Below are 19,587 nucleotides of genomic sequence, written 5' to 3'. Positions count from 1 at the left end.
AGCCGTCCAGACCTACCGCACCCTCACCCAGACCAACCCCACAGCCTTCCTCCCCAACCTCGCCGGAGCCCTCAACAACCTCTCCAACCACCAGAGCAACACCGGGGACCACGACGCAGCAATGCGCACCTACGACCAAGCGATCTCGGAACTCCCCTCCGGCCCTCAAGCCGAACTACTCGTCTCACGTGCCCGGTGGCGCCACCTCCACGACGATCACCCCGGCGCGGTGGCAGATCTCCTCTCCGCTGCGCAACGCGCGGACACAGTCACCGAAGCCACCGAGGCCGGGCGTTCCCGCCGTGCCGTTCGTGATCTCACCGAAGAACTGAGCAGACACGAACTGGCACGCCAATCGCTGGAGTCAGCCCTCCCCACCCTGCCCGCCTGGGCGAAGGACGAACTCCCGCCCGAGACCATCGACCGTTTCAACGGCTGGCTTTCCACCCGAAGCTGGCCCGAGCAGGAGACCTACATCCAGCAGACCTATCCGGTCCTCACGACGTCTGAAGGCCGAGCCGCTCTCGACCTCACGCGTGCGCTGTACCCGGAAGCCACCGGTCTCAGCGACCTCGCAGCCGTACTCGACGCCGCACACGAGCGAGGCATTGACCAGGTACTTGAAGAACTTCGCGAAGACAACACCAGGTCCGATCTGGTCGAAGAGTGGCTCGCCACCTCCACCTGGCCGGAAGACTTGGAATTCCTCAGCCGCCATCCTCGACTGCGCGACGACCCTCGCGTACGCGAGCTGCTCACCGCTCACGGGGACGACCCGGCGTCCCGCCAGCACCTGGCCATCCTCCAACTCACCGACATCCTTCCCGCACCCGAGGTCTACGACGCGATCACTGATCCCGCAACGGCAGTCGACACAGCCATGGAGTTCGTCGAGCAGGGCCAACCGGACGCACTCCGCCCGCTCTTTCTCGCGTCCCCAGCCCTGACGAAGCTGCCGTTCGTCACTCCTTACCTGTTCGCCGTACACACGGTCTTCTCCGCCCCGCCACCAGCCGAGTCACCGCGATCCGAGGCGGCTCCCGACGCCGACGCCCCCTCCGCCGCCGACCTCATCGAGCAAGCCGCGGCGGGGGGCTCCGAAGTCCAGCGAGGGGCCGGCGCGGCCCGCCTCCGCCGACTTGCCCAGCGCCATCCGGACCATGCGGCCACGCTGCTCCAGCTGGCCACCGACCTCACGGCTGCCGCTTCGGCTCCGCAAAGCGAAACCGCCTCCGATGCGGGATGAGGGAGGTCACCCGCGCTCCATACCACCGCGAAAACTCACGGTGGAAGAGATCACGTACCTCGGGACCCTGGGTCGGCTGTACCGCTCAGCACCCGGCTACCGAGCCCTGCAAGATGCTCTCGACGCGGCCATCAAAGCCGTACAGCGACATCGCACCGACGGCGTGACCTGGCCGGACGTCACCCGTGCCCTCGGTATCCCGCAGGAAGAACTCCTGCACCGCATGCGAGAGACGACCGCGAAGCCGCGCCCAGAGCCTCCACCACCCACCGCGTCGACCGGAACCGTCGGCCAACTGCCCCGGGGCCCCCTGGCCCCTGCGACCAATCGCCCCCGACCACCCACATCGGAGTTGATGAATCAGGCATGGTCACCCTCGATCTCCGCCCATTCGTCGCAGCACTCCCTCTTCTCGGGCACCATGCCGTCGCCGGCCCACGATGTGGGAGCCCTCGCCCCAACAGGCATCGCCTCGAAAGTTCTGTTCGTCTCCGGTGATCCAAGCCCTGGACGCAACGCATTCGGCGCCGAGGCGGCGTGCATCCGGCAGGCCGTCGCCGCGAGCCATATGCAGCTGACCGAAATGGCCTCGGTCGGACTCGCCGAAATCTGCCCCGCCCTGGACGCGTACGGGCCGATGGTCCTGCACATCGCGGCGCACAGCTCGTTCGGTGGGATCCACCTCACCCAGGAGAACGGAGACCTCTGCATCCCGTACGAGACGTTGTGCGCGCAGATCTGTCGTGTCCGCCGCCCGCCCCACCTCGCTGTGCTGAACTTCTGCGGCTCCACCGCGCTGGCCGCCGAGATGGCGTCGGCCGTGACAACGGTGATCAGCTGGCCGCATGCCATGGACGACGGGCAAGCCCGGACATTCACGAGGCGGCTGTACCGATCGCTGGCCGCCCGGCGCTCCGTAGCGGACAGTTGCAAGGACGCGGAAGCCGAACTGACCGGCCCGCATCCGGATCTCCTGCTGCCTGTACTACACGGCAACGCGACCGCTGACGTCTTCTGAACCGCAGCACGAAGGCGACAGAGTGGGACAGGCGACTCGGCCGACGGCCGACAGGCTATGAGTCTCCGGTGGCGGCACTACGCCCTGTTCCGGAGTGTGCCGCCCTGTGCCAGACAGGGCCGGAAAGCGCTGGTCACCGATGCGTACTTACGATCTGCGTACCCCTCGTCATGCCGTCACGTGCCGCCGAAACACAGGCCGTTCCGGGCGTCGGGCCAACAGCGAGCCAGCAAAAAGGCCCCGCCACCTGCGATGACGAGGGCCTGCTGTCCAACCTCTGGGTACCGCCGGCTACCCCTCGACGGCATCCCATGATCCAACCGCGACCGGCGACCCGGTCCGATTCTGCTTGGTCGCGAACCAAGCCGCGCTCGCATGGAGGGTGTGGCGCACCGGCTTGCCGGCGAGGTGGAATCCGTAGTTCTCCGCCTGCCCTCCACCCGGCGGCCGGTCCGGCTGCGGCAGCTCGGCAATCGGCAGCCACACGATCTCCCGCTTCGCACCGAGCGTGCCTGCCAACTTAGCGGCCGCAGCATCGATGTCCAAGCACACATTGAACGTCGCCATGACGGGCCCCACACCGACATCCACCAGCCGGCCCACAAGGTGAACAACACCCCGGCCTGCGTCCCGCAAACCCCCCTGGAGGGCTTCGACGTCGAGGTGGACCGCGTCTTCCACCAGAACGGCAAGGAAGTAAAGCGGGAACCGTTCCACACGCACTACACACCGCGGGACGAAATCATCTGCACGAACGCCGCGTGACCGCCTGACGATCGAACAGGCGGCTGAGAATCGAGCCGCCTCCTCATACCACCACCCGTCACCCAGCGCACCGTCTTTCTCCAGGCGTTCGGCCACGCGCTGCTCCCCATGACAGCCTGAGGCACAGGGTGAGGATGACGAACGGAGTAAGTGCCAGTGAATGAGGAGCCCCGCACCGTCGTCCTGGCCACGTTGGACCACGGCGACGTCATCTTGCCGGAACCGGCGTGGTGCGTCGGCCACGCCGACCACCGCCCCGACAGCTACCGCGTCGACCTCTGCCACACAGGGTCGGAGCATCAGCTCACCCATGACGGTGAACTGCTGTGGACCGCGTCTCTCGGCCAGGCACCCTGCGCCAGCAGGCCGCAGGGACGCACCCTGGGCGTGTACGTCGCGCAGGACGGCTACGCCCGCACGCTCGACCCCGTCGGCCTGTACGACCTCGCCTCGACCCTCGATGCGCACGCAGACCACCTCCGCGAACTCGCCGACCAGCTAGCCGCGCTCCTGAACGAGGAGGCACCCGGCGAAGCGTGACCCACTTCGGTGGGCAAGCAACAGCCGACGGACTACTCCGGCGGCCCTCACCGCCGGTACCCCGCCCAGGCCACCGCGGCAGCATGCACCTGGCGCGTCCACTCGTGGGGCCTGTCGGCACGCGCGATCGACTCCCACAACCGCTCCTGGGCGCGAGCGAAGGCGTCGATGTGGTGCGCCGGTGTGCTGTTCCAGTCGGGGTGAAGCGTGGCCAGGCACTCGGCCTCCCCTGCGCTGTGCCCGGAGACGATGAGCCAGATCACCCACAGCGCGGGGTCGATCCAGGACGCCCCACTGGAGGCCCACGCCCAGTCCACAAGCCGGGCACGCCCGTCGGTGACGAGGACGTTGTCCGGTTTCCAGTCCGTGTGCAGCAGGGCCCGCCCCTCGAAGAACCGCACGTCGCCAGGCTCCGTGACATAGCCGCTCATGCGCTGCGGCATGCTCTTGATCTCGACATCCGGAGGCTCCACGGCGCAGGCAAGACTCCCCATGGCCCGCAGCACGAGCGCGGTGTCCGGGGATCCCGGCGAGTAGTCGGCGTGCCGTCCCCCGAGGTCCTCGAAGACCAGAAGGTCCCACCCACCTCGCCGGATATGCCGTAGCAGAGCGGCGGCAAGTCCGCAGGTCGCGCGATTGACGTCGGCCTCACGCCGCTGAGTCCAGACGCGCGGATGGTCCTGACTCAGTCCCTTGACGAAGACGGAGCCTCCGCTGCCCAGACGCAGCCGGGCAGCGATCTCACTGTTGTGCCCGGCCCCCACCATCTCGACGGCGACCACGGGACCCACGGCTTCCTCGATCAACTTCAGCACGTCGGCCGGCAGTTCGGTCAGGCGGTGGGTTGCCAAGGGGGTTCTCCCGGAGAAGTGGGTTCTGGTGAGGTACGCAGGGGGTCTCGGCTTCGAAGCGTGAATGGCACCCTGGGGCTTCGACCAGAACGGGATCAAGCGAAGGAAGCACCCGGGTGAACACTTCGGCACCTCCGTCCACTCGTCCTGCCCGGGCCTGGTCCGGGTTCGGCTCCCTTGTGTGCGGGCTCGTCCTGACCGCCGGTCATCTCGCCACGGGGTACCTGGTCGTCGTCGCGTATCTGGCCGATCCCGTCGGCCCCTGGGACCACGAAACCGTCGCGCACTCGGACTTCGCGGCCGGGTTCGGCCTGGCGCTCTCCGCTCTCACCGCGCTCCTGACCTGGGTGTTCGTCAAAGCGGAGTGGCTGCGCCGCTGGTGGTACGGCGTGCCCGCGCTCCTGGCCGCCGTCGCGCTGCTGCGGCTGACACTGCTCGCCCCGGAACTCTGAGCCCCTCAGAGGGTCACAAGCCCGCCGCATCCAGGATCCGGTACATACGGGGCGGTGGCAGCGTGGCGTTGGCCGCGGCCTCGTCCGTGACCTGGGGGTCCGGGTCCGAGAGGAGGTCTTCCAGCAGCGTGGCCGTGATGTTGGGGTGGCGTGCGACTCCTCTGCGGAGGAAGGGTTCCGCGGCGGTGGCCAGTCGGTGGAGGTCCGGGACGGGGAGTTCCGGGTCCTGGAGGGCCAGGTAGCGGGCGTTCGGGGTCGGTTCGTCGGTGAAGGTGCGCAGGAGGTGGCGGGGGAAGTTGGGGTGGTCGACGTGCAGGGGGCGGATGTGGAAGACGTCGCCGTGGGCGCGTACCAGACGTTCCAGGACGTCAGGTGGGGTGTCCGGACGGCGGGCGGCGGCGCGGCGGACCGCGAGTTCGGGGTCGTCGTCCAAGCGGCGCCACGCCTCTTCGGGCAGGTCACGGCAGAAGGCCAGGGCGCGCCGGAATTCCGTGTGCGGGCAGTCCAGGTAGGTCAGCCGCTCGTGGAGGGGCGCTTCGCGCAGCCAGGTCGGGCCGGGGGAGTTCCAGGTCAGGGCGATCTCGGCCTCGATGTCCCCGGCCGCGCGTTCGGCTTCGACCAGGGCGTACAGGCGGTCCCGGGTCTCTCCGTCCACATGGCGGCTGCGCGCCACTCCGACCCGTACGTGCGGGTCGTCGATGTGCAGGAGACGGGCGACCGTCTCCGCCGGCAGGTGCGGGTTCTCGGCGACGGCCCGGTGAACCTCCAGGTCCCCGCCCTGGACGAGCCGCCCGAACTGCTCCGCCGTGAACGGCACATGGCGCGCCACGTTGACGCGCACGGCGGGGTCCGCCAGGCAGCGGTCCCTCCACTCGGGCGGGACACCCGGTCGTTCGGGCTCCGTGGCGGTCGCGCGGACCTTCGGGTCCGGGTCGGCGAGCAGTGCCGCCTGCACCGCGAGAGGGCGGTCGTACCAGGCGCGGGCGACCGCGGCCCGCAGGCTCGGACTCGGTGCGCCGACGAGTGCGGTTCGGGGTCGGCCGTATGCCTCCTCCAGGGCGTCGATGCCGATCGACACCTCGCGCTCCACCATGCCGCGGACGAAGGCCGGGAACGCGTCCCGGATCGCCGGATCGGGATGCGCGGCGATGCTGCGGCGCATCGCCGGGGAGATCCGGTCCCCGTGCAGGCCAACCGCGCTGTCGCCGCCGCCGTGCGTCAACAGCGCCTCGACCACGGCGTCCTCCAGCCGCCCGCGCCGCAACGCCACCCCGTGCCGCCCGGCGCCGTGCGCGGCCAGGCGTATCAGGACGTCCCGAGGGGCCGCCGGATTCCGCCCCAGCCCGGAGAGCCGAGGGTGATCGAGGCTTGCCATGCCCGCACCCTAGCCAGGGCGAGCTCTGGATCGTCTCCCCGCGCAGGGTCCTCCGCCCGCTGCATGACGAACGGTGCGACCGGCTACGCCCTTCCCACGAGAGCCGCGACCAGCGCTGCCACGCCGCAGTGGACCGCCGTCAGCAGGGCCTGTCCGCCGCCGTCGGCGACTGCCCGGCCGCCGACCGGAGTCACCACTGTCATTCGGCGGTGGCGACAAGGTCCGTGCGGCGCAGGGGAAGTTGGGCGGTGACGCGGGTCTCGCCGTGCTCGGTGCGGGAGGCGAGCACCCCGTCGAGTGTGGTGATGCGATCGGCCAGGTCGGCGAGGTCCGGCAGCTCGCCTGTCACCGTGACATGGGCGATCAGCCGTCCGTCGCGGCCGGCGACGGACACCCTCGCCGGCCTGTCCCTGCTCAGCCGGGCCACCGTCAGGTACACCGTGGACTCCAGGACGTCGGAGTAGCGCACGCTCGGGGCATCCTCGATGTGAAGGTCCCGGGTCTGACCCAGTGCTTCGAGGGCGACGGCGAGACCGGCCTCCTTCAGCAGGACGGGGTGGAGTCCGCGGGCCAGCCGCCTCAGCTCGGAGATGGCCCCTTCGAGCTCCGCCTCGGCCAGATCCAACCGGGGTGCAGGAGGAGCCGTCATGCGCATTCTGAGCAGCCGCAGCCCCAGGGCCAGGCCCACGAGGCGCTGCTGGGCGCCGTCGTGGAGGTCGCGCTCCAGACGCCGCCGCTCCTCGTCGCCGGCCATGACGATGCGGGCGCCCGAGGCGCGCAGGGCTGCCAGTTGGGCGAGGCTCTCCGCATGCAGGCGCTCGTGCTCAAGGGCCATATGAGCGCCGGACAGGAGGTCGTCGATCGCATTCGGGCTGTCCAGCAGGCCCGGCGAGTGGATCAGGGTGGCGATGTGGGAGTCACCCCGGCGCAGCGTGGTGGCCGTTCTGCCGTTCGGCGGAGGCAGGACGACCGGGTCGGCCGCCGCGTCGACGAGCCGGTTGTCGGCACCGACGGGATAGGCGATCTCCAGGTCCGGGTCGCCGAGCCGTCCGGCGATCGCGTCGCGCAATCCGTTCGGGGAGGCCGTACCACCCAGGTCGATCACCAGACGGGTCAGCTCGCGCTGCCTGAGCCGGGCCCGGACGACTTCCCCGATCGACGCGGCCGCCAGCAGGCACAGCGTCCCGGCCTGCACCAGCCACAGTCGGCCGTCGCGGGCGTCGGAGCCGAGGAAGCCGCGGTCCAGGCTGCGGAGGTAGAAGGCGGACACGGCCGTGAAGTAGCCGAGGGCGCACAGCGTCGGCAGGCCGGTGGACCGTCGTACGGCAGGACTCGCGGTGAGCAGGCGGCAGGCGAGGAAGCCGACGAGTGCCAGGAGCCAGACCGTGCCCGCCTGTACGCCCAGCGACGCGATCCTGTGTGCGAGAGCCGGGTCGTCGGCGATCGACCACCAGTTTCGCGGGCACTCCGAGCAGCCTTGCGTCTGAGGCCGGAAGTACAGGGCCGCGCCGACGCCCTGTACGCCGACGGTGATCCCGTAGCCTGCCACCGCGAGCACGCGGGCGGGCCACGATCCGAGGCGGCCGCCGGCGTGGGCGAGCGCCAGGTGGCCCACCACCGCCGGGCAGGCCGCGTCGAGGGCGAGACCGAGGGAGAACACGACCGACGAGGTCGTCCCCGGATTGTCCCACTCCGGCAGGAACCAGGCGTAGGCGGCGAGGAACAGCAGCGGTCCCGTTCGTCCGGCGGAGGTTCTCCGGCCGACGACGAGAGCGCCGATCAGCAGGGCCCAGCCGGTACCCAGCAGGGCGGCCGGGCCGTACGACGTCGTGAGCGCCGTCGAGAAGCCCCGCTCCGCCCGGGCGATCACCACGGTGACCCCGCTGAGAGCGACTCCCAGACCGAACAGCAGCAGGCGTATCGGCATCGGCACTTCTCCGGCAGGCGCATCGCTCTTCTGTCGGGACGATGGTCCCGGAACGGGCATGGTTCCGACAGAGGGCTGTCCCTGATCCCGGCCGTCACGCTTCGCCGGGACACCCCCGATGCCCCGCTCGGGGAACGTCCCTAACCTCATGGGCATCGAACAGGAGGTGCCCGTGAAACGGCGGATACGAGGAACATGGGCCGCTGCGACGGCGGTTGTGGGAGCGCTGCTGGTCTCACAGGGGTGCTCGGCTCCGCCGGCCGACCGGGCCGGAGGACACGCCGGCGCCGAGGCCACCGTGCTCACCCTCGCCAACCCGGGTGGAGCCGTCGAGCCACCCCAGCTGGTGGCCTGGGCCGAGCGCGTCGACCGGCTGTCCGAGGGGACGATCAGGATCGAGTTCCGCAACGAGTGGCGAGAGGGAGAGGCCCGGCCGGACGTGGCGACACTCGACGACATCGGCAAGGGCAAGGCCGACATGGCCTGGGTGGGAGCCCGCTCGTTCGACCGGGTCGGCGTCACGGACTTCCAGGCACTGCTGGCGCCCCTGCTGGTGGACAGTTACGAGCTGGAGGCGAAGGTGTTCGAGGCCGGCATTCCGGCGAAGATGCTCGCCGGCGTGCGAAAGGCCGGTGTGGTCGGCATCGGCGTGCTGCCGGGACCGCTCATGCGGCTGGTGGGCATCCGCGAGCCCCTGGTGAACCCGGACGCTCTCAAAGGCAAGAAGATCGTCAGCCAGGACTCGGCGCTGATCGACGAAAGCCTGCGAGCCCTCGGGGCGATTCCCGTCACGGCACCGGCGAGCACCGATCTCACGTCCTACGGCGGCGCCCAGATGCCGCTCGGCGCGGTCGTCGGCCGGCATCACGACCGCGATGCCAAGTACGTGACCGGCAACGTCGATCTGTGGCCGCGCCCCCTCGTGGTCGTCATGGGCAAGGCGGCCCACAGCAGGCTCTCCCCACAGCAACGGGCCCTCCTCACCAGGGCGTTCAAGGAGACGGTCACCCAGGCGGTGGACGTCTCCCGGGCCGAGGACCGGCAGTCCGCACCCACCCTGTGCAGGCTGGGCATGAAGTTCCCGTCGGCGTCCTCGGCCGACCTCAAGGCCATGAGATCGGCCCTGGAGCCGGTCTACGCCGGACTGCGCGAGAACCCCCGCACGGCGGACTGGCTGGAGCAGATCCAGTACCTCAAGGACACGACGGGCGTGGGACCCGACACCGCCTCGTGCCCCGCCACGTCCACCACGGCCGGCCCGCTCGAGGGAACGTGGACGCGCACGATGGCCGACGGGGACTGGCGGCACCGGACGGGGGACGAGACCTGGACCGAGCGTCCGCCGAACGGCATGTGGACCCTCGCCTTCGAGAACGGGATCCTCACCAAGACCGACCCCGACGGCGAGACCGAGCGGTGGCCCTACCAGACGTTCCGCGACCGGATCCATCTCGCCGGGTCGTTCACGGTCGACGCCACCTTCCGCCTCGACGGCGACCGGCTCACCTTCGACCGTTTCGACTTCGGCGACTGCACGGACTGCGGAGGCTATGCCGTGACCTTCGGTGGCTCCGAGCAGCCCTGGGTCAAGGAGGCGGTGGCCCGTTGAGCGGGCGCCGAGGTGGCGCCGAGACGCCTCGGGGGCAGCCCTGATGTGCCGCCGCCCGCCATGCTGTCACCATCGGACCGTGGCGCCGACGCTTCTGATCGTGGACGATCACACAGGTTTCCGTACCTTCGCCAGGGCACTGCTGAAGGCGGAGGGCTTCGACGTGGTCGGGGAGGCCGCAGACGGCGCATCGGCCCTCGTCGCGGCCGAGCTGCTGGACCCCCAGATCGTGCTGCTGGACATCGTGCTGCCCGACCTCGACGGTTTCGAGGTCTGCGCGCGCCTGACCGAGGGCGGGCGGGAGCGGCCCGCGGTCATCCTCACCTCCAGCCGCGACGCCACGGCGTACTCGGGCCGGCTCGACCACAGTGCCGCTCGCGGATTCATCCCCAAGGACGATCTGTCGCGCACCGCGCTCCTGGCGCTGGTGGGGTGAGTTGACCATGCCGGACCGGGTGTTGTCCCTGGCCGATACGGCGGTCGGTGCGGCGCTTCTCGGATCGGGCGCGGCGGCCTGGGCGGGCAGGCGGCGCAGCCGCGTCGGCCCCCTCATGGCGCTGGCCGGGGTGTGCTGGTTCCTGGGCAGCGCACTGCCCGGCCTGGTGTTCCTCCACCGGGCGCCGCTGGTCCATCTGCACCTGTCCTATCCGACCGGTCGGCTCCACCGGCGGCCGACCGCTGTCGTGGTGCTCGCCGCCTGTGCGGCCACGGTCTACGAGGGTTTCGCGCGGGCCCCGGGGCTGACCGTGGGGCTGTCGGCTCTCGTCGTCACAGCGGCCCTGGACGTCTTCGCCCGGACATCGGGACCCGCCAGAAGGGCTGGGCGGTCGGCGCTGGCCGCCGCGCTCGTCTTCGCCGGCGTGCTGGCCCTGGGCAGCGCCAACGTGCTGCTGGGGTGGGGCGCCGACCGCGCTGTCCTGCTGGTCTACGACGCGGCTGTCTGCCTGGTGGCGATCTGGCTGACGGTGGATCTGCTGTACGGGCGCTGGACCGAGGCCACCGTCTCCGACCTCGTCACTCAGCTCGGCCATCGCACGGACACGGACGGGTTGCAGGTCCAACTCGCAAGGGCGTTGGGCGATCCTGGCCTGACGCTGGGCTACTGGGTGCCGTGGCAGCAGACATACCTCGACGAGCAGGGCCGGCCGCTCGACGTGGCGCGGCGAACCGCGGGGCGAGTGACCACGACCGTCGAGGACGACGGGGAGCCCGTCGCCGTCCTCATCCACGACCCCGCCGTACGCGACGATCCGCAGCTGGTTCGCGGGGCCGTCGCGGCGCTGCGCCTGACCGTCGCCAACGCGCGGATGAGGGCGGAGGCCCGCGCTCGGATGGCTGAGCTCGCCGCGTCACGCCGTCGCATCGTCGAGGCGGCGGACGCCCAGCGGCGGGCGCTGGAAGCGGAGCTGGCCGCAGGAGCGCAACGCCATCTCGTCCAGGCGCGGCTCCACCTCGCCGCCCTCGAGGCCGAGTCGGGCGACGAACTGCACGCCGTACTGGAGGAAGTACGGGCCGAGGTGGCCACCGCCCTGTGCGAGCTCGCCCAGTTCGCCCAGGGGGTCAGGCCGCGGAGCCTCACCACCGGCGGGCTCGGCACCGCACTGCCGCTGCTCGCCGAGCGGGCGGGGCTGCCGGTCTCGGTGACGGTCGGCGTCGAACGGCTGCCGCCCCCGATCGAGGCGGCCGCCTACTTCGTGTGCGCCGAGGCACTGACGAACGTCGCCAAGCACGCGGCCGCGACCGGGGCGAGCGTGGAGGTCGTCGGTGAGGCGGGCCATGTCGTGGTGCGCGTGACGGACGACGGCCGCGGCGGTGCCGACGCCGAGGGCTCGGGGCTGCGCGGGATCGCCGACCGGGTCGAGGCTCTGGGTGGCAGCATCACTGTCGGCGGTGGTGTCGCGGGCGGGACACTGCTCGTGGCCAGGATCCCGACCGAGGGAGCGGAGTGGGATGAAGATCGTGAACGCGCGTCCGATGAGGATCGTGATCGCGGACGACTCGATGCTGATCCGTGACGGCTTGGCTCGGCTGCTCACAGAGGCCGGCTGCGAGGTGGTGGCCACCGCCGACAACACGGCCACGCTGATGCACAAGCTCGACACCGCTGTGCCCGACGCGGTGATCGTGGACATCAAAATGCCGCCGACCTACACGGACGAGGGCATCGTCGCGGCCCACAAGCTGCGGTCCATGAACCCGTCCATCGGCGTGCTCGTCCTGTCGCAGTACCTCGAGGCGCACTACGCGATGCGTCTGATCAGCGACGCGCCCGAAAACCTCGGGTACCTCCTCAAGGAGCGTGTGTCGGACGTCGCCCTGCTCGTCGACGCGTTGCGCCGCGTCGTCGAGGGCGAGTGCGTCATCGACCCCACGATCGTGACCACGCTGATGCGACGGCCGCGCGGCCCCGGCCCTCTCGCGGGCGTCACCGCGAGAGAGCTCGAAGTGTTGGCGCTCATGGCCGAGGGGCGTTCCAACGCGGCCATCGCCGAGAAGCTGTCGATGAGTCCCAAGACGCTGGAAGCCCATGTCCGGCAGATCCTCCAGAAACTGAACCTGCCTCAGTCACCGGACGACCACCGACGCGTACTCGCCGTCCTGAAGTACCTCCAGGCCACACGCTGAGCGGCGTGCCCGACAGACACACACATGCGGCAGGATGATCAGATTCGCGCGTCTCGCTGCTGAACTTCCTTGAGGACTCCGGCGACTGTCGCGAAGTCATTGTCCACGTGGAGAACGGTGTGCCCGTGGTGCACGGCAGTCGCGCACACCAACAGGTCGATCGCGCCGGCCGCCCGGTGCTGGCCCCGCTGTGTCAGCTTGTACTGGGCGGTGTCGACCCAGCGCCAGGCGTTCTTCGGAACCGGGGAGAGCAGGCAGAGCGCGTCCAGTTCTTCTGCCAGCTCGTCTCGGTGAGAGGAGCTGGTTGCCGAGTAGAGGAATTCGGTCCGCGTCGGCTCGCAGAGGTGGAACACCCCGGCGGCGATGTGTCCCTCCCAGGGGCGCAGTGCGCCCGGGGTGCGGAACAAGTGCCACAGAGCCGAGGTATCCACCAGGTACGTGATCACTCGAAGGCCCCGCGTCGCGCACGCTTCTCGGCGTCACGCGCCGCTGCGGCCTTCTCGAACTCGCCACGCGCACCTCGCGCGGCCAACTTCTCTGCTGCCTCGAGCCGCTTGATCCGCGCCACATAGTCCCGAAGAGCCGCGTTGACGGTCTCCTTCTTCGTCGTGGCACCCATGAGCCGCATGGCCTCGGCCAGCGCCTCGTCGTCGAGATCGATCTGAGTGACGGACACCAGACACCTCCAACATCCGCAATGTATGCACTCAAGATACATCGCCAACATTGCGTGCGGACGCTGAGCGCAAGACCGTTCAAGGGAGATGCGTGAGGATGCCCAGACGTCACTCGACTCGCTGTTTCGCTCGCGGAGTTGCCAGGCAGATCGATTCTTCCCGCGTAGCTGGTGGTGGGGCGGGTGGGACTCGAACCCACGGCCGACGGATTATGAGTCCGCTGCTCTAACCGGCTGAGCTACCGCCCCATAGCGGCGTGTCGCGTACATGTGTGCGCGCCGTCTGCCGCAGCATAGCCGCTCATACGATCTCACGCTCCGGCTGGTCGACCTTGCATGACCATGGAGACAGCGCTGCGGCCTGCGCGGTTCCCGGTCGGGGCGGCACCCGGCCGAGCGGCGTGACACCACATGAAAAAGGACCCTCTAGGGGTCCTCGTTCACGATGCTCCCCCGACTGGACTCGAACCAGTAACCTGCCGGTTAACAGCCGGCTGCTCTGCCAATTGAGCTACGGAGGACCGAGCTCCCCCGACTGGACTCGAACCAGTAACCTGCCGGTTAACAGCCGGCTGCTCTGCCAATTGAGCTACGGAGGAATGCCTCGTTGCATCGAACGTACCTACCTGGGTATTCGCCAGGGGGCGCTCGCTCGCTGCGACACATACATTAGCGCAAGCAGGGGGGTGCTCCGCCAATCGGTTCCCCCCGGCGCCGCTGACCGTGCCAGGGACCTACACAAGGGAGAGGGTGGCTGTCATGCGCTACCGGCTCACGTTCGTCGTCGGACTCGCCGTGGGTTATGTACTGGGCACGCGGGCCGGGCGGGAGCGTTACGAGCAGTTGAAGAAGTCCGCGCGCCAGGTCGCGCAGAACCCCGCCGTGCGCAACACCGCCGAGACGGCCGCCCAGCAGGGCCGGCACTACGCCGGAGTGGCGTACCACACGGTGAGTGTCAAGGTCGGCGAGCGGATGCCGGAGGCGGTCGCGGGCCGGGTGCGGTCGCTGCGGGAGCGCAGCTCCCACGACGGCGGCGGGGACGACTGGGGTACGAGTAACACCTGACTCCACCCGGCCGGCTCACCGCCCGGCGCGTTCACCCCGTGCCGTGCGGCAGAATTTTGGCCATGGGGATAGTCGCCGGGTTGGACAGTTCGCCCGATTTCACTCGTATCGTCGTCTGCGACGCCGACTCCGGCGCCGTGCTCAGGCAGGGCTACGCACCGCATCCGATCGACGGTCCGGCGGGTGGGGCACGGCCGAGCGACGTCGATCCGCAGGCCTGGCTGTTGTCCCTCGGCGAGGCCGCCGGCGGGGGGCTGCTCGAAGGCGTCCAGGCCATCGGGGTCTCCTCGCAGCAGAACGCGCTCGTGCCGCTGGACGCGCAGGGCACCACCGTGCGGCCCGCGATGGTCGGCGGGGACAAGCGGGCGCAGGTCGCGGCCGCCGATCTGATCGACGCGCTCGGCGGCCGCGAGGCATGGGCACAGGCCGTCGGCTGTGTGCCGCAGGCCGCGCAGCCGGTCACCAAGCTGCGCTGGCTCGCGAAGAACGAACCCGAGGCCGCGCTGCGCACCGCCGTCCTGCTCCAGGCGCACGACTGGCTGGTCTGGCAGCTCCTCGGGCGGCCGGTGCGCAGAACCACCGACCGGGGCGGGGCTTCCGGCACCGGTTACTGGTCCGCGGCCACCGGCGGCTACCGGCCCGACCTGGTCGAGCTGGCGCTCGGTCATCAGGCCCTGCTGCCCGAGGTGATCGGCCCCTCCGACGCGGCCGGTACGACCCCGGAGGGGCTGCTGATCTCGGCGGGCACCGGCGAGACCATGGCCGCCGCGTTCGGTCTCGGCATCGGTCTCGGGGACGCGGTGGTGTCCCTGGGCGCCTCCGGCTCGGTGATGGCCGTGCACCGCGAGGCGCTCGTCGACCAGAGCGGCATGATCACCTCGCTGGCGGACGCGACGGGCATGCATCTGCCGGTCGTCACCACCCTCAACGCGGTACGGACCCTGCGCGGCGCCGCCGAGCTGCTCGGCGCGCCCGATCTGGAGACCCTCTCCGAGCTGGCGATGAAGTCGACGCCGGGCTCGCACGGGCTGGTCCTGCTCCCCTATCTGGAGGGCGAGCGCACGCCGAACCTGCCGCACACCGCCGGCACCCTGATGGGCCTGCGGCGCGAGTCGATGAAGCCCGAGCACTTCGCGCGGGCCGCGTTCGAGGGCATGCTGTGCGGCCTCGCGGACGCGCTGGACGTGCTGCGCGGGCGCGGTGTGGACGTACGGCGGGTGTTCCTGCTGGGCGCGGCGGCCGAGCTGCCGGCCGTGCAGGCGGCGGCGCCTCCGCTGTTCGGCGCGCAGATCGTCGTACCGCAGCCCGCGGACTACGCGGCGATCGGGGCGGCGCGGCAGGCCGCGTGGGCGCTCGGGGCGAAGCAGGGCACGCTGGACCCGCGGACCCCGCCGCTCTGGCAGGGACCGGCCGCGCAGGTGTTCGATCCGGGCGACGAGCTGGCCGTGGGGCAGGCGGTGCGCCAGCAGTACGTGTCGGTGCGCGAGCAGACCCACCCCGGCGCGTTCCGGCAGTAGACCGGCGCGTTCCGGCAGTAAAAACCGACGGTCGGCGCACCAAGAGCCGACTGTCGGCGCACCGCTCTCGGATTAATCGGTTGAGGTAACGCGGGGGGAGTGTTCCACGATAGGGGCCAGGGGCAACCAATGCCTCTGGCTCTGTCCTGCCCCGCCCCTCCCCGCCGACTTCGAGAGACGTTGCGTGCTCATACGACTACTGCGGACCTATCTCAGGCCCTACCAGAAACCCATCGCTCTGCTGGTGCTGCTCCAGTTCCTTCAGACCTGCGCCTCCCTGTACCTGCCCACGCTGAACGCGGACATCATCGACGAGGGTGTCGTCGAGGGGGACACCGGTTACATCCTGTCCTTCGGCGGTCTGATGATCGCCATCTCGCTGGCGCAGGTGGTGTGCAACATCGGCGCCGTGTACTACGGGGCGAGAACCGCCTCCGCGCTCGGCCGGGACATCCGCGCGGCCGTCTTCGACCGGGTGCAGTCCTTCTCGGCCCGGGAGGTCGGCCACTTCGGCGCGCCCTCGCTGATCACGCGGACCACCAACGACGTGCAGCAGGTCCAGATGCTGGCCCTGATGACGTTCACCCTGATGGTGTCGGCGCCCATCATGTGCGTCGGCGGCATCGTCATGGCGCTCGGCCTGGACGTGCCGCTGTCCGCGGTGCTGGTCGCCGTCGTGCCGGTGCTCGGCATCTGCGTGACGCTGATCGTGCGCCGGCTGCGGCCGCTGTTCCGGTCGATGCAGGTGCGGCTGGACACCGTGAACCGGGTGCTGCGCGAGCAGATCACCGGCAACCGGGTGATCCGCGCCTTCGTCCGCGACGGCTACGAGGAGGAACGGTTCCGCGAGGCCAACAGGGATCTGACCGACATCTCCCTGAAGACCGGCAACCTGCTGGCCTTCATGTTCCCGGTGGTCATGACCACGGTGAACGTGTCGTCGATCGCGGTGGTCTGGTTCGGCGCCCACCGCATCGACAGCGGCGGGATGCAGATCGGCGATCTGACCGCGTTCCTCGCCTATCTGATGCAGATCGTGATGTCCGTGATGATGGCCACCTTCATGTTCATGATGGTGCCGCGCGCGGAGGTGTGCGCCGAGCGCGTCCAGGAGGTGCTGGACACCGAGTCCTCGGTGGTCCCGCCGGTGGCCGCGGTGCGCGAGCTGCGCCGGCACGGGCATCTGGAGATCCGGGGCGCCGGGTTCCGCTACCCGGGTGCCGAGGAGCCGGTGCTCAGGGCCGTCGACCTGGTGGCGCGGCCCGGTGAGACGACCGCCGTCATCGGCTCCACCGGCAGCGGCAAGTCCACCCTGCTCGGCCTGGTCCCGCGGCTCTTCGACGCCACCGACGGCGAGGTCCTCGTCGACGGGGTCGCCGTCGCCGACATCGACCCCGTGGTCCTGGCCAGGACCGTCGGGCTCGTCCCGCAGAAGCCGTACCTGTTCGCCGGCACCGTCGCCACCAACCTGCGCTACGGCAACCCGGACGCCACCGACGAGGAGCTGTGGCAGGCGCTGGAGGTGGCGCAGGCCAGGGAGTTCGTGAGCGGCCTGGAGAACGGCCTCGACTCCCCCATCGCCCAGGGCGGCACCAATGTCTCCGGCGGTCAGCGGCAGCGGCTCGCGATCGCCCGCACCCTGGTGCAGCGGCCGGAGATCTACCTCTTCGACGACTCCTTCTCCGCCCTCGACTACGCCACCGACGCGGCCCTGCGCGCGGCGCTCGGGCGGGAGACCGCCGAGGCCACCGTGGTGATCGTCGCCCAGCGGGTGGCGACCATCCGCGACGCCGACCGGATCGTCGTCCTCGACGAGGGCCGGGTCGTCGGCACCGGCACCCATCACGAACTGATGGCCGGCAACGAGACCTACCGGGAGATCGTGCTCTCCCAGCTCACGGAAGCGGAGGCCGCCTGATGGCCGGGCCCATGGGGCGCATGATGGCCGGCACCGGCCCCGACAGCCGCTCGCTGGACTTCAAGGTGTCCGGCAGGAGGCTGCTCGCCCAGTTCAAGCCGGAACGGCTCACCCTCTACGCGATGCTGGTCTGCGTCGTGCTCAGCGTCGGCCTGAACGTGATCGGGCCGAAGATCCTCGGCAAGGCCACCGACCTGGTCTTCGCGGGGATCGTCGGCCGCGAGATGCCGGCCGGCGCGAGCAAGGAGCAGGTCCTCGACTCGATGCGCGAGAGCGGCGACGGCAAGGTCGCCGACATGCTCAGGAGCACCGACTTCACCCCCGGCCGGGGCATCGACTTCGGCCAGGTCGGCGAGGTGCTGCTGTTCGCGCTCGGGGTGTTCCTCGTCGCCGGTCTGCTGATGGCCGTCGCGACCCGGCTGGTCAACCGGGCCGTCAACCGCACCATGTTCCGGATGCGCGAGGACGTGCAGACGAAACTGTCGCGGCTGCCGCTGTCGTACTTCGACAAGCGCCAGCGCGGCGAGGTGCTGTCCCGGGCGACCAACGACATCGACAACATCGGGCAGACCCTCCAGCAGTCGCTGGGCCAGCTCATCAACTCGCTGCTCACCGTGATCGGTGTGCTGGCGATGATGTTCTGGGTGTCCTGGCTGCTCGCGCTGGTCGCGCTGGTGACCGTGCCGCTGTCGGCGGTCGTCGCCACCCGGGTCGGCAAGCGGTCGCAGCCGCACTTCGTGCAGCAGTGGCGCTCCACCGGCAAGCTCAACGCCCATATCGAGGAGATGTACACCGGGCACACCCTGGTGAAGGTGTTCGGCCGCCAGGACGAGTCGGCGCGGCAGTTCGCCGAGCAGAACGACGCGCTGTACGAGGCCGGGTTCCGGGCGCAGTTCAACAGCGGCGTGATGCAGCCGCTGATGATGTTCGTGTCGAACATCAACTACGTGCTGGTGGCGGTCGTCGGCGGCCTGCGGGTCGCCTCCGGCTCGCTGTCCATCGGTGACGTGCAGGCGTTCATCCAGTACTCCCGCCAGTTCTCCATGCCGCTGACGCAGGTCGCGTCGATGGCGAACCTGGTGCAGTCGGGCGTCGCCTCGGCGGAGCGGATCTTCGAACTGCTGGACGCGGAGGAGCAGCAGGCCGATCCGGTCCCGGCGCAGCGTCCGGCCGAACTGCGCGGGCGGGTGGCGCTGGAGGACGTGTCCTTCCGCTACGACCCCGACAAGCCGCTGATCGAGGGCCTGTCGCTGACCGTGGAACCGGGCCACACGGTGGCGATCGTCGGCCCCACGGGCGCCGGCAAGACCACCCTGGTCAACCTGCTGATGCGGTTCTACGACGTGTCCGGCGGCCGGATCACCCTCGACGGCGTGGACATCGCGTCGATGACCCGGGACGACCTGCGGGCCGGGATCGGCATGGTGCTCCAGGACACCTGGCTGTTCGGCGGCACCATCGCGGAGAACATCGCGTACGGCGCGGCCCGCGAGGTGAGCCGGGACGAGATCGAGGAGGCGGCGCGGGCGGCCCACGCCGACCGGTTCATCCGCACCCTGCCCGACGGCTACGACACCGTGATCGACGACGAGGGCAGCGGGGTCAGCGCCGGTGAGAAGCAGCTCGTCACCATCGCGCGGGCGTTCCTGTCCGACCCGGTGATCCTGGTCCTGGACGAGGCGACCAGCTCGGTCGACACCCGTACCGAGGTGCTGATCCAGAAGGCGATGGCGAAACTCGCGCACGGGCGCACGTCGTTCGTCATCGCCCACCGGCTCTCCACGATCCGGGACGCGGACACGATCCTGGTGATGGAGAACGGCGCGATCGTGGAACAGGGCGCGCACGGGGAGCTGCTCGCGGCGGGCGGGGCGTACGCGCGCCTGTACCAGGCCCAGTTCGCGCAGGCGGTGGCCGAGGTGGACTGAGGTCGTGGGGCGGCTGCGGGCCGGTGGGGGCCGGTCACGCAGTTCCCCGCGCCCCTTAGGTGCGTGCAGCTCAAC

18 protein-coding genes and 3 tRNA genes are annotated in these 19,587 nt (G+C 70.1%); 12 read left to right on the top strand and 9 right to left on the bottom strand.

Features of this window, described 5'->3' with window-relative positions; genetic code table 11:
- A partial coding sequence (locus G6W55_RS26185) for a hypothetical protein (RefSeq protein ID WP_175523268.1) occupies window positions 1–1,246 on the top strand: 1,246 nt, incomplete at its 5' end.
- 40 nt (window positions 1,247–1,286) lie between these two features.
- Window positions 1,287–2,264: a hypothetical protein gene (locus tag G6W55_RS26180; RefSeq protein ID WP_175523267.1), complete on the top strand. Its 978-nt coding sequence runs from the start codon at window positions 1,287–1,289 to the stop codon at window positions 2,262–2,264.
- A gap of 291 nt (window positions 2,265–2,555) precedes the next feature.
- On the opposite strand, the gene G6W55_RS39625 is transcribed toward G6W55_RS26180, so the two are convergent.
- On the bottom strand, window positions 2,556–3,125 hold the full coding sequence (locus G6W55_RS39625) for a hypothetical protein (RefSeq protein WP_175523266.1): 570 nt from the start codon (window positions 3,123–3,125) through the stop codon (window positions 2,556–2,558).
- 60 nt (window positions 3,126–3,185) lie between these two features.
- Here G6W55_RS39625 and G6W55_RS26170 point away from each other — a divergent pair, with 60 nt between their 5' ends.
- The gene (locus G6W55_RS26170) at window positions 3,186–3,569 is read left to right on the top strand and encodes a DUF6907 domain-containing protein (protein WP_175523265.1); all 384 of its coding nucleotides are present in this window, start codon (window positions 3,186–3,188) and stop codon (window positions 3,567–3,569) included.
- 47 nt (window positions 3,570–3,616) lie between these two features.
- Here the strand turns inward: G6W55_RS26170 and G6W55_RS26165 are convergent, their stop codons facing one another.
- The gene (locus G6W55_RS26165; RefSeq protein WP_175523264.1) at window positions 3,617–4,420 is read right to left on the bottom strand and encodes an aminoglycoside phosphotransferase; all 804 of its coding nucleotides are present in this window, start codon (window positions 4,418–4,420) and stop codon (window positions 3,617–3,619) included.
- A gap of 116 nt (window positions 4,421–4,536) precedes the next feature.
- Here G6W55_RS26165 and G6W55_RS26160 point away from each other — a divergent pair, with 116 nt between their 5' ends.
- Window positions 4,537–4,872 carry a hypothetical protein gene (locus G6W55_RS26160; protein WP_175523263.1) on the top strand — a complete coding sequence of 112 codons (336 nt, stop codon included), beginning with the start codon at window positions 4,537–4,539 and terminating at the stop codon, window positions 4,870–4,872.
- 13 nt (window positions 4,873–4,885) lie between these two features.
- On the opposite strand, the gene G6W55_RS26155 is transcribed toward G6W55_RS26160, so the two are convergent.
- Both G6W55_RS26155 and G6W55_RS26150 read right to left on the bottom strand, forming a co-directional pair.
- Window positions 4,886–6,247 carry a hypothetical protein gene (locus G6W55_RS26155; RefSeq protein WP_217687374.1) on the bottom strand — a complete coding sequence of 454 codons (1,362 nt, stop codon included), beginning with the start codon at window positions 6,245–6,247 and terminating at the stop codon, window positions 4,886–4,888.
- Between the two features lie 199 nt (window positions 6,248–6,446).
- The gene (locus G6W55_RS26150) at window positions 6,447–8,174 is read right to left on the bottom strand and encodes a sensor histidine kinase (protein ID WP_175523262.1); all 1,728 of its coding nucleotides are present in this window, start codon (window positions 8,172–8,174) and stop codon (window positions 6,447–6,449) included.
- Window positions 8,175–8,322: 148 nt separating this feature from the next.
- On the opposite strand from G6W55_RS26150, the gene G6W55_RS26145 reads away from it, so the two are divergent.
- The 4 genes from G6W55_RS26145 to G6W55_RS26130 all read left to right on the top strand — a co-directional run bounded on the left by G6W55_RS26145 (window position 8,323) and on the right by G6W55_RS26130 (window position 12,408).
- Entirely contained in the window at window positions 8,323–9,783 is a 1,461-nt protein-coding gene (locus G6W55_RS26145) for a TRAP transporter substrate-binding protein (RefSeq protein ID WP_175523261.1), read from the top strand.
- 79 nt (window positions 9,784–9,862) lie between these two features.
- Window positions 9,863–10,219, top strand: coding sequence for a response regulator transcription factor (locus tag G6W55_RS26140; protein WP_217687373.1), 357 nt, complete (start codon window positions 9,863–9,865; stop codon window positions 10,217–10,219).
- Window positions 10,220–10,226: 7 nt separating this feature from the next.
- Entirely contained in the window at window positions 10,227–11,798 is a 1,572-nt protein-coding gene (locus tag G6W55_RS26135; RefSeq protein WP_175523259.1) for a hypothetical protein, read from the top strand.
- The gene (locus tag G6W55_RS26130) at window positions 11,734–12,408 is read left to right on the top strand and encodes a response regulator transcription factor (RefSeq protein ID WP_254876449.1); all 675 of its coding nucleotides are present in this window, start codon (window positions 11,734–11,736) and stop codon (window positions 12,406–12,408) included. The genes G6W55_RS26135 and G6W55_RS26130 overlap by 65 nt, the downstream gene beginning before the upstream one ends.
- Before the next feature lie 38 nt (window positions 12,409–12,446).
- On the opposite strand, the gene G6W55_RS26125 is transcribed toward G6W55_RS26130, so the two are convergent.
- From G6W55_RS26125 to G6W55_RS26105, 5 genes are all read right to left on the bottom strand, one after another.
- Window positions 12,447–12,854, bottom strand: coding sequence for a PIN domain nuclease (locus G6W55_RS26125; protein ID WP_175523258.1), 408 nt, complete (start codon window positions 12,852–12,854; stop codon window positions 12,447–12,449).
- Window positions 12,851–13,084, bottom strand: a complete 234-nt coding sequence (locus G6W55_RS26120; RefSeq protein WP_175523257.1) for a type II toxin-antitoxin system VapB family antitoxin — start codon at window positions 13,082–13,084, stop codon at window positions 12,851–12,853. Before G6W55_RS26120 ends, G6W55_RS26125 begins: the two co-directional genes overlap by 4 nt.
- A gap of 172 nt (window positions 13,085–13,256) precedes the next feature.
- Window positions 13,257–13,333 (bottom strand) — tRNA-Ile (locus G6W55_RS26115).
- Between the two features lie 199 nt (window positions 13,334–13,532).
- Window positions 13,533–13,605: transfer RNA gene (locus G6W55_RS26110), tRNA-Asn, on the bottom strand.
- 5 nt (window positions 13,606–13,610) lie between these two features.
- Window positions 13,611–13,683, bottom strand: a tRNA-Asn gene (locus tag G6W55_RS26105).
- 160 nt (window positions 13,684–13,843) lie between these two features.
- On the opposite strand from G6W55_RS26105, the gene G6W55_RS26100 reads away from it, so the two are divergent.
- From G6W55_RS26100 to G6W55_RS26085, 4 genes are all read left to right on the top strand, one after another.
- Window positions 13,844–14,149, top strand: coding sequence for a hypothetical protein (locus G6W55_RS26100; protein WP_030796240.1), 306 nt, complete (start codon window positions 13,844–13,846; stop codon window positions 14,147–14,149).
- Between the two features lie 62 nt (window positions 14,150–14,211).
- Entirely contained in the window at window positions 14,212–15,666 is a 1,455-nt protein-coding gene (locus G6W55_RS26095) for an FGGY-family carbohydrate kinase (protein ID WP_030796242.1), read from the top strand.
- A 184-nt stretch (window positions 15,667–15,850) separates the two neighbouring features.
- The gene (locus tag G6W55_RS26090) at window positions 15,851–17,584 is read left to right on the top strand and encodes an ABC transporter ATP-binding protein (protein WP_175523256.1); all 1,734 of its coding nucleotides are present in this window, start codon (window positions 15,851–15,853) and stop codon (window positions 17,582–17,584) included.
- The gene (locus G6W55_RS26085) at window positions 17,584–19,512 is read left to right on the top strand and encodes an ABC transporter ATP-binding protein (RefSeq protein ID WP_175523255.1); all 1,929 of its coding nucleotides are present in this window, start codon (window positions 17,584–17,586) and stop codon (window positions 19,510–19,512) included. The genes G6W55_RS26090 and G6W55_RS26085 overlap by 1 nt, the downstream gene beginning before the upstream one ends.
- Window positions 19,513–19,587 lie beyond the last annotated feature (75 nt).

Source organism: Streptomyces sp. CAI-85, from assembly GCF_013363615.1.
Taxonomy (GTDB): Bacteria; Actinomycetota; Actinomycetes; order Streptomycetales; family Streptomycetaceae; genus Streptomyces; species Streptomyces antibioticus_B.
Note: the sequence above shows the minus strand (reverse complement) of the source record. Positions and strands in the feature narration are given on the sequence as shown.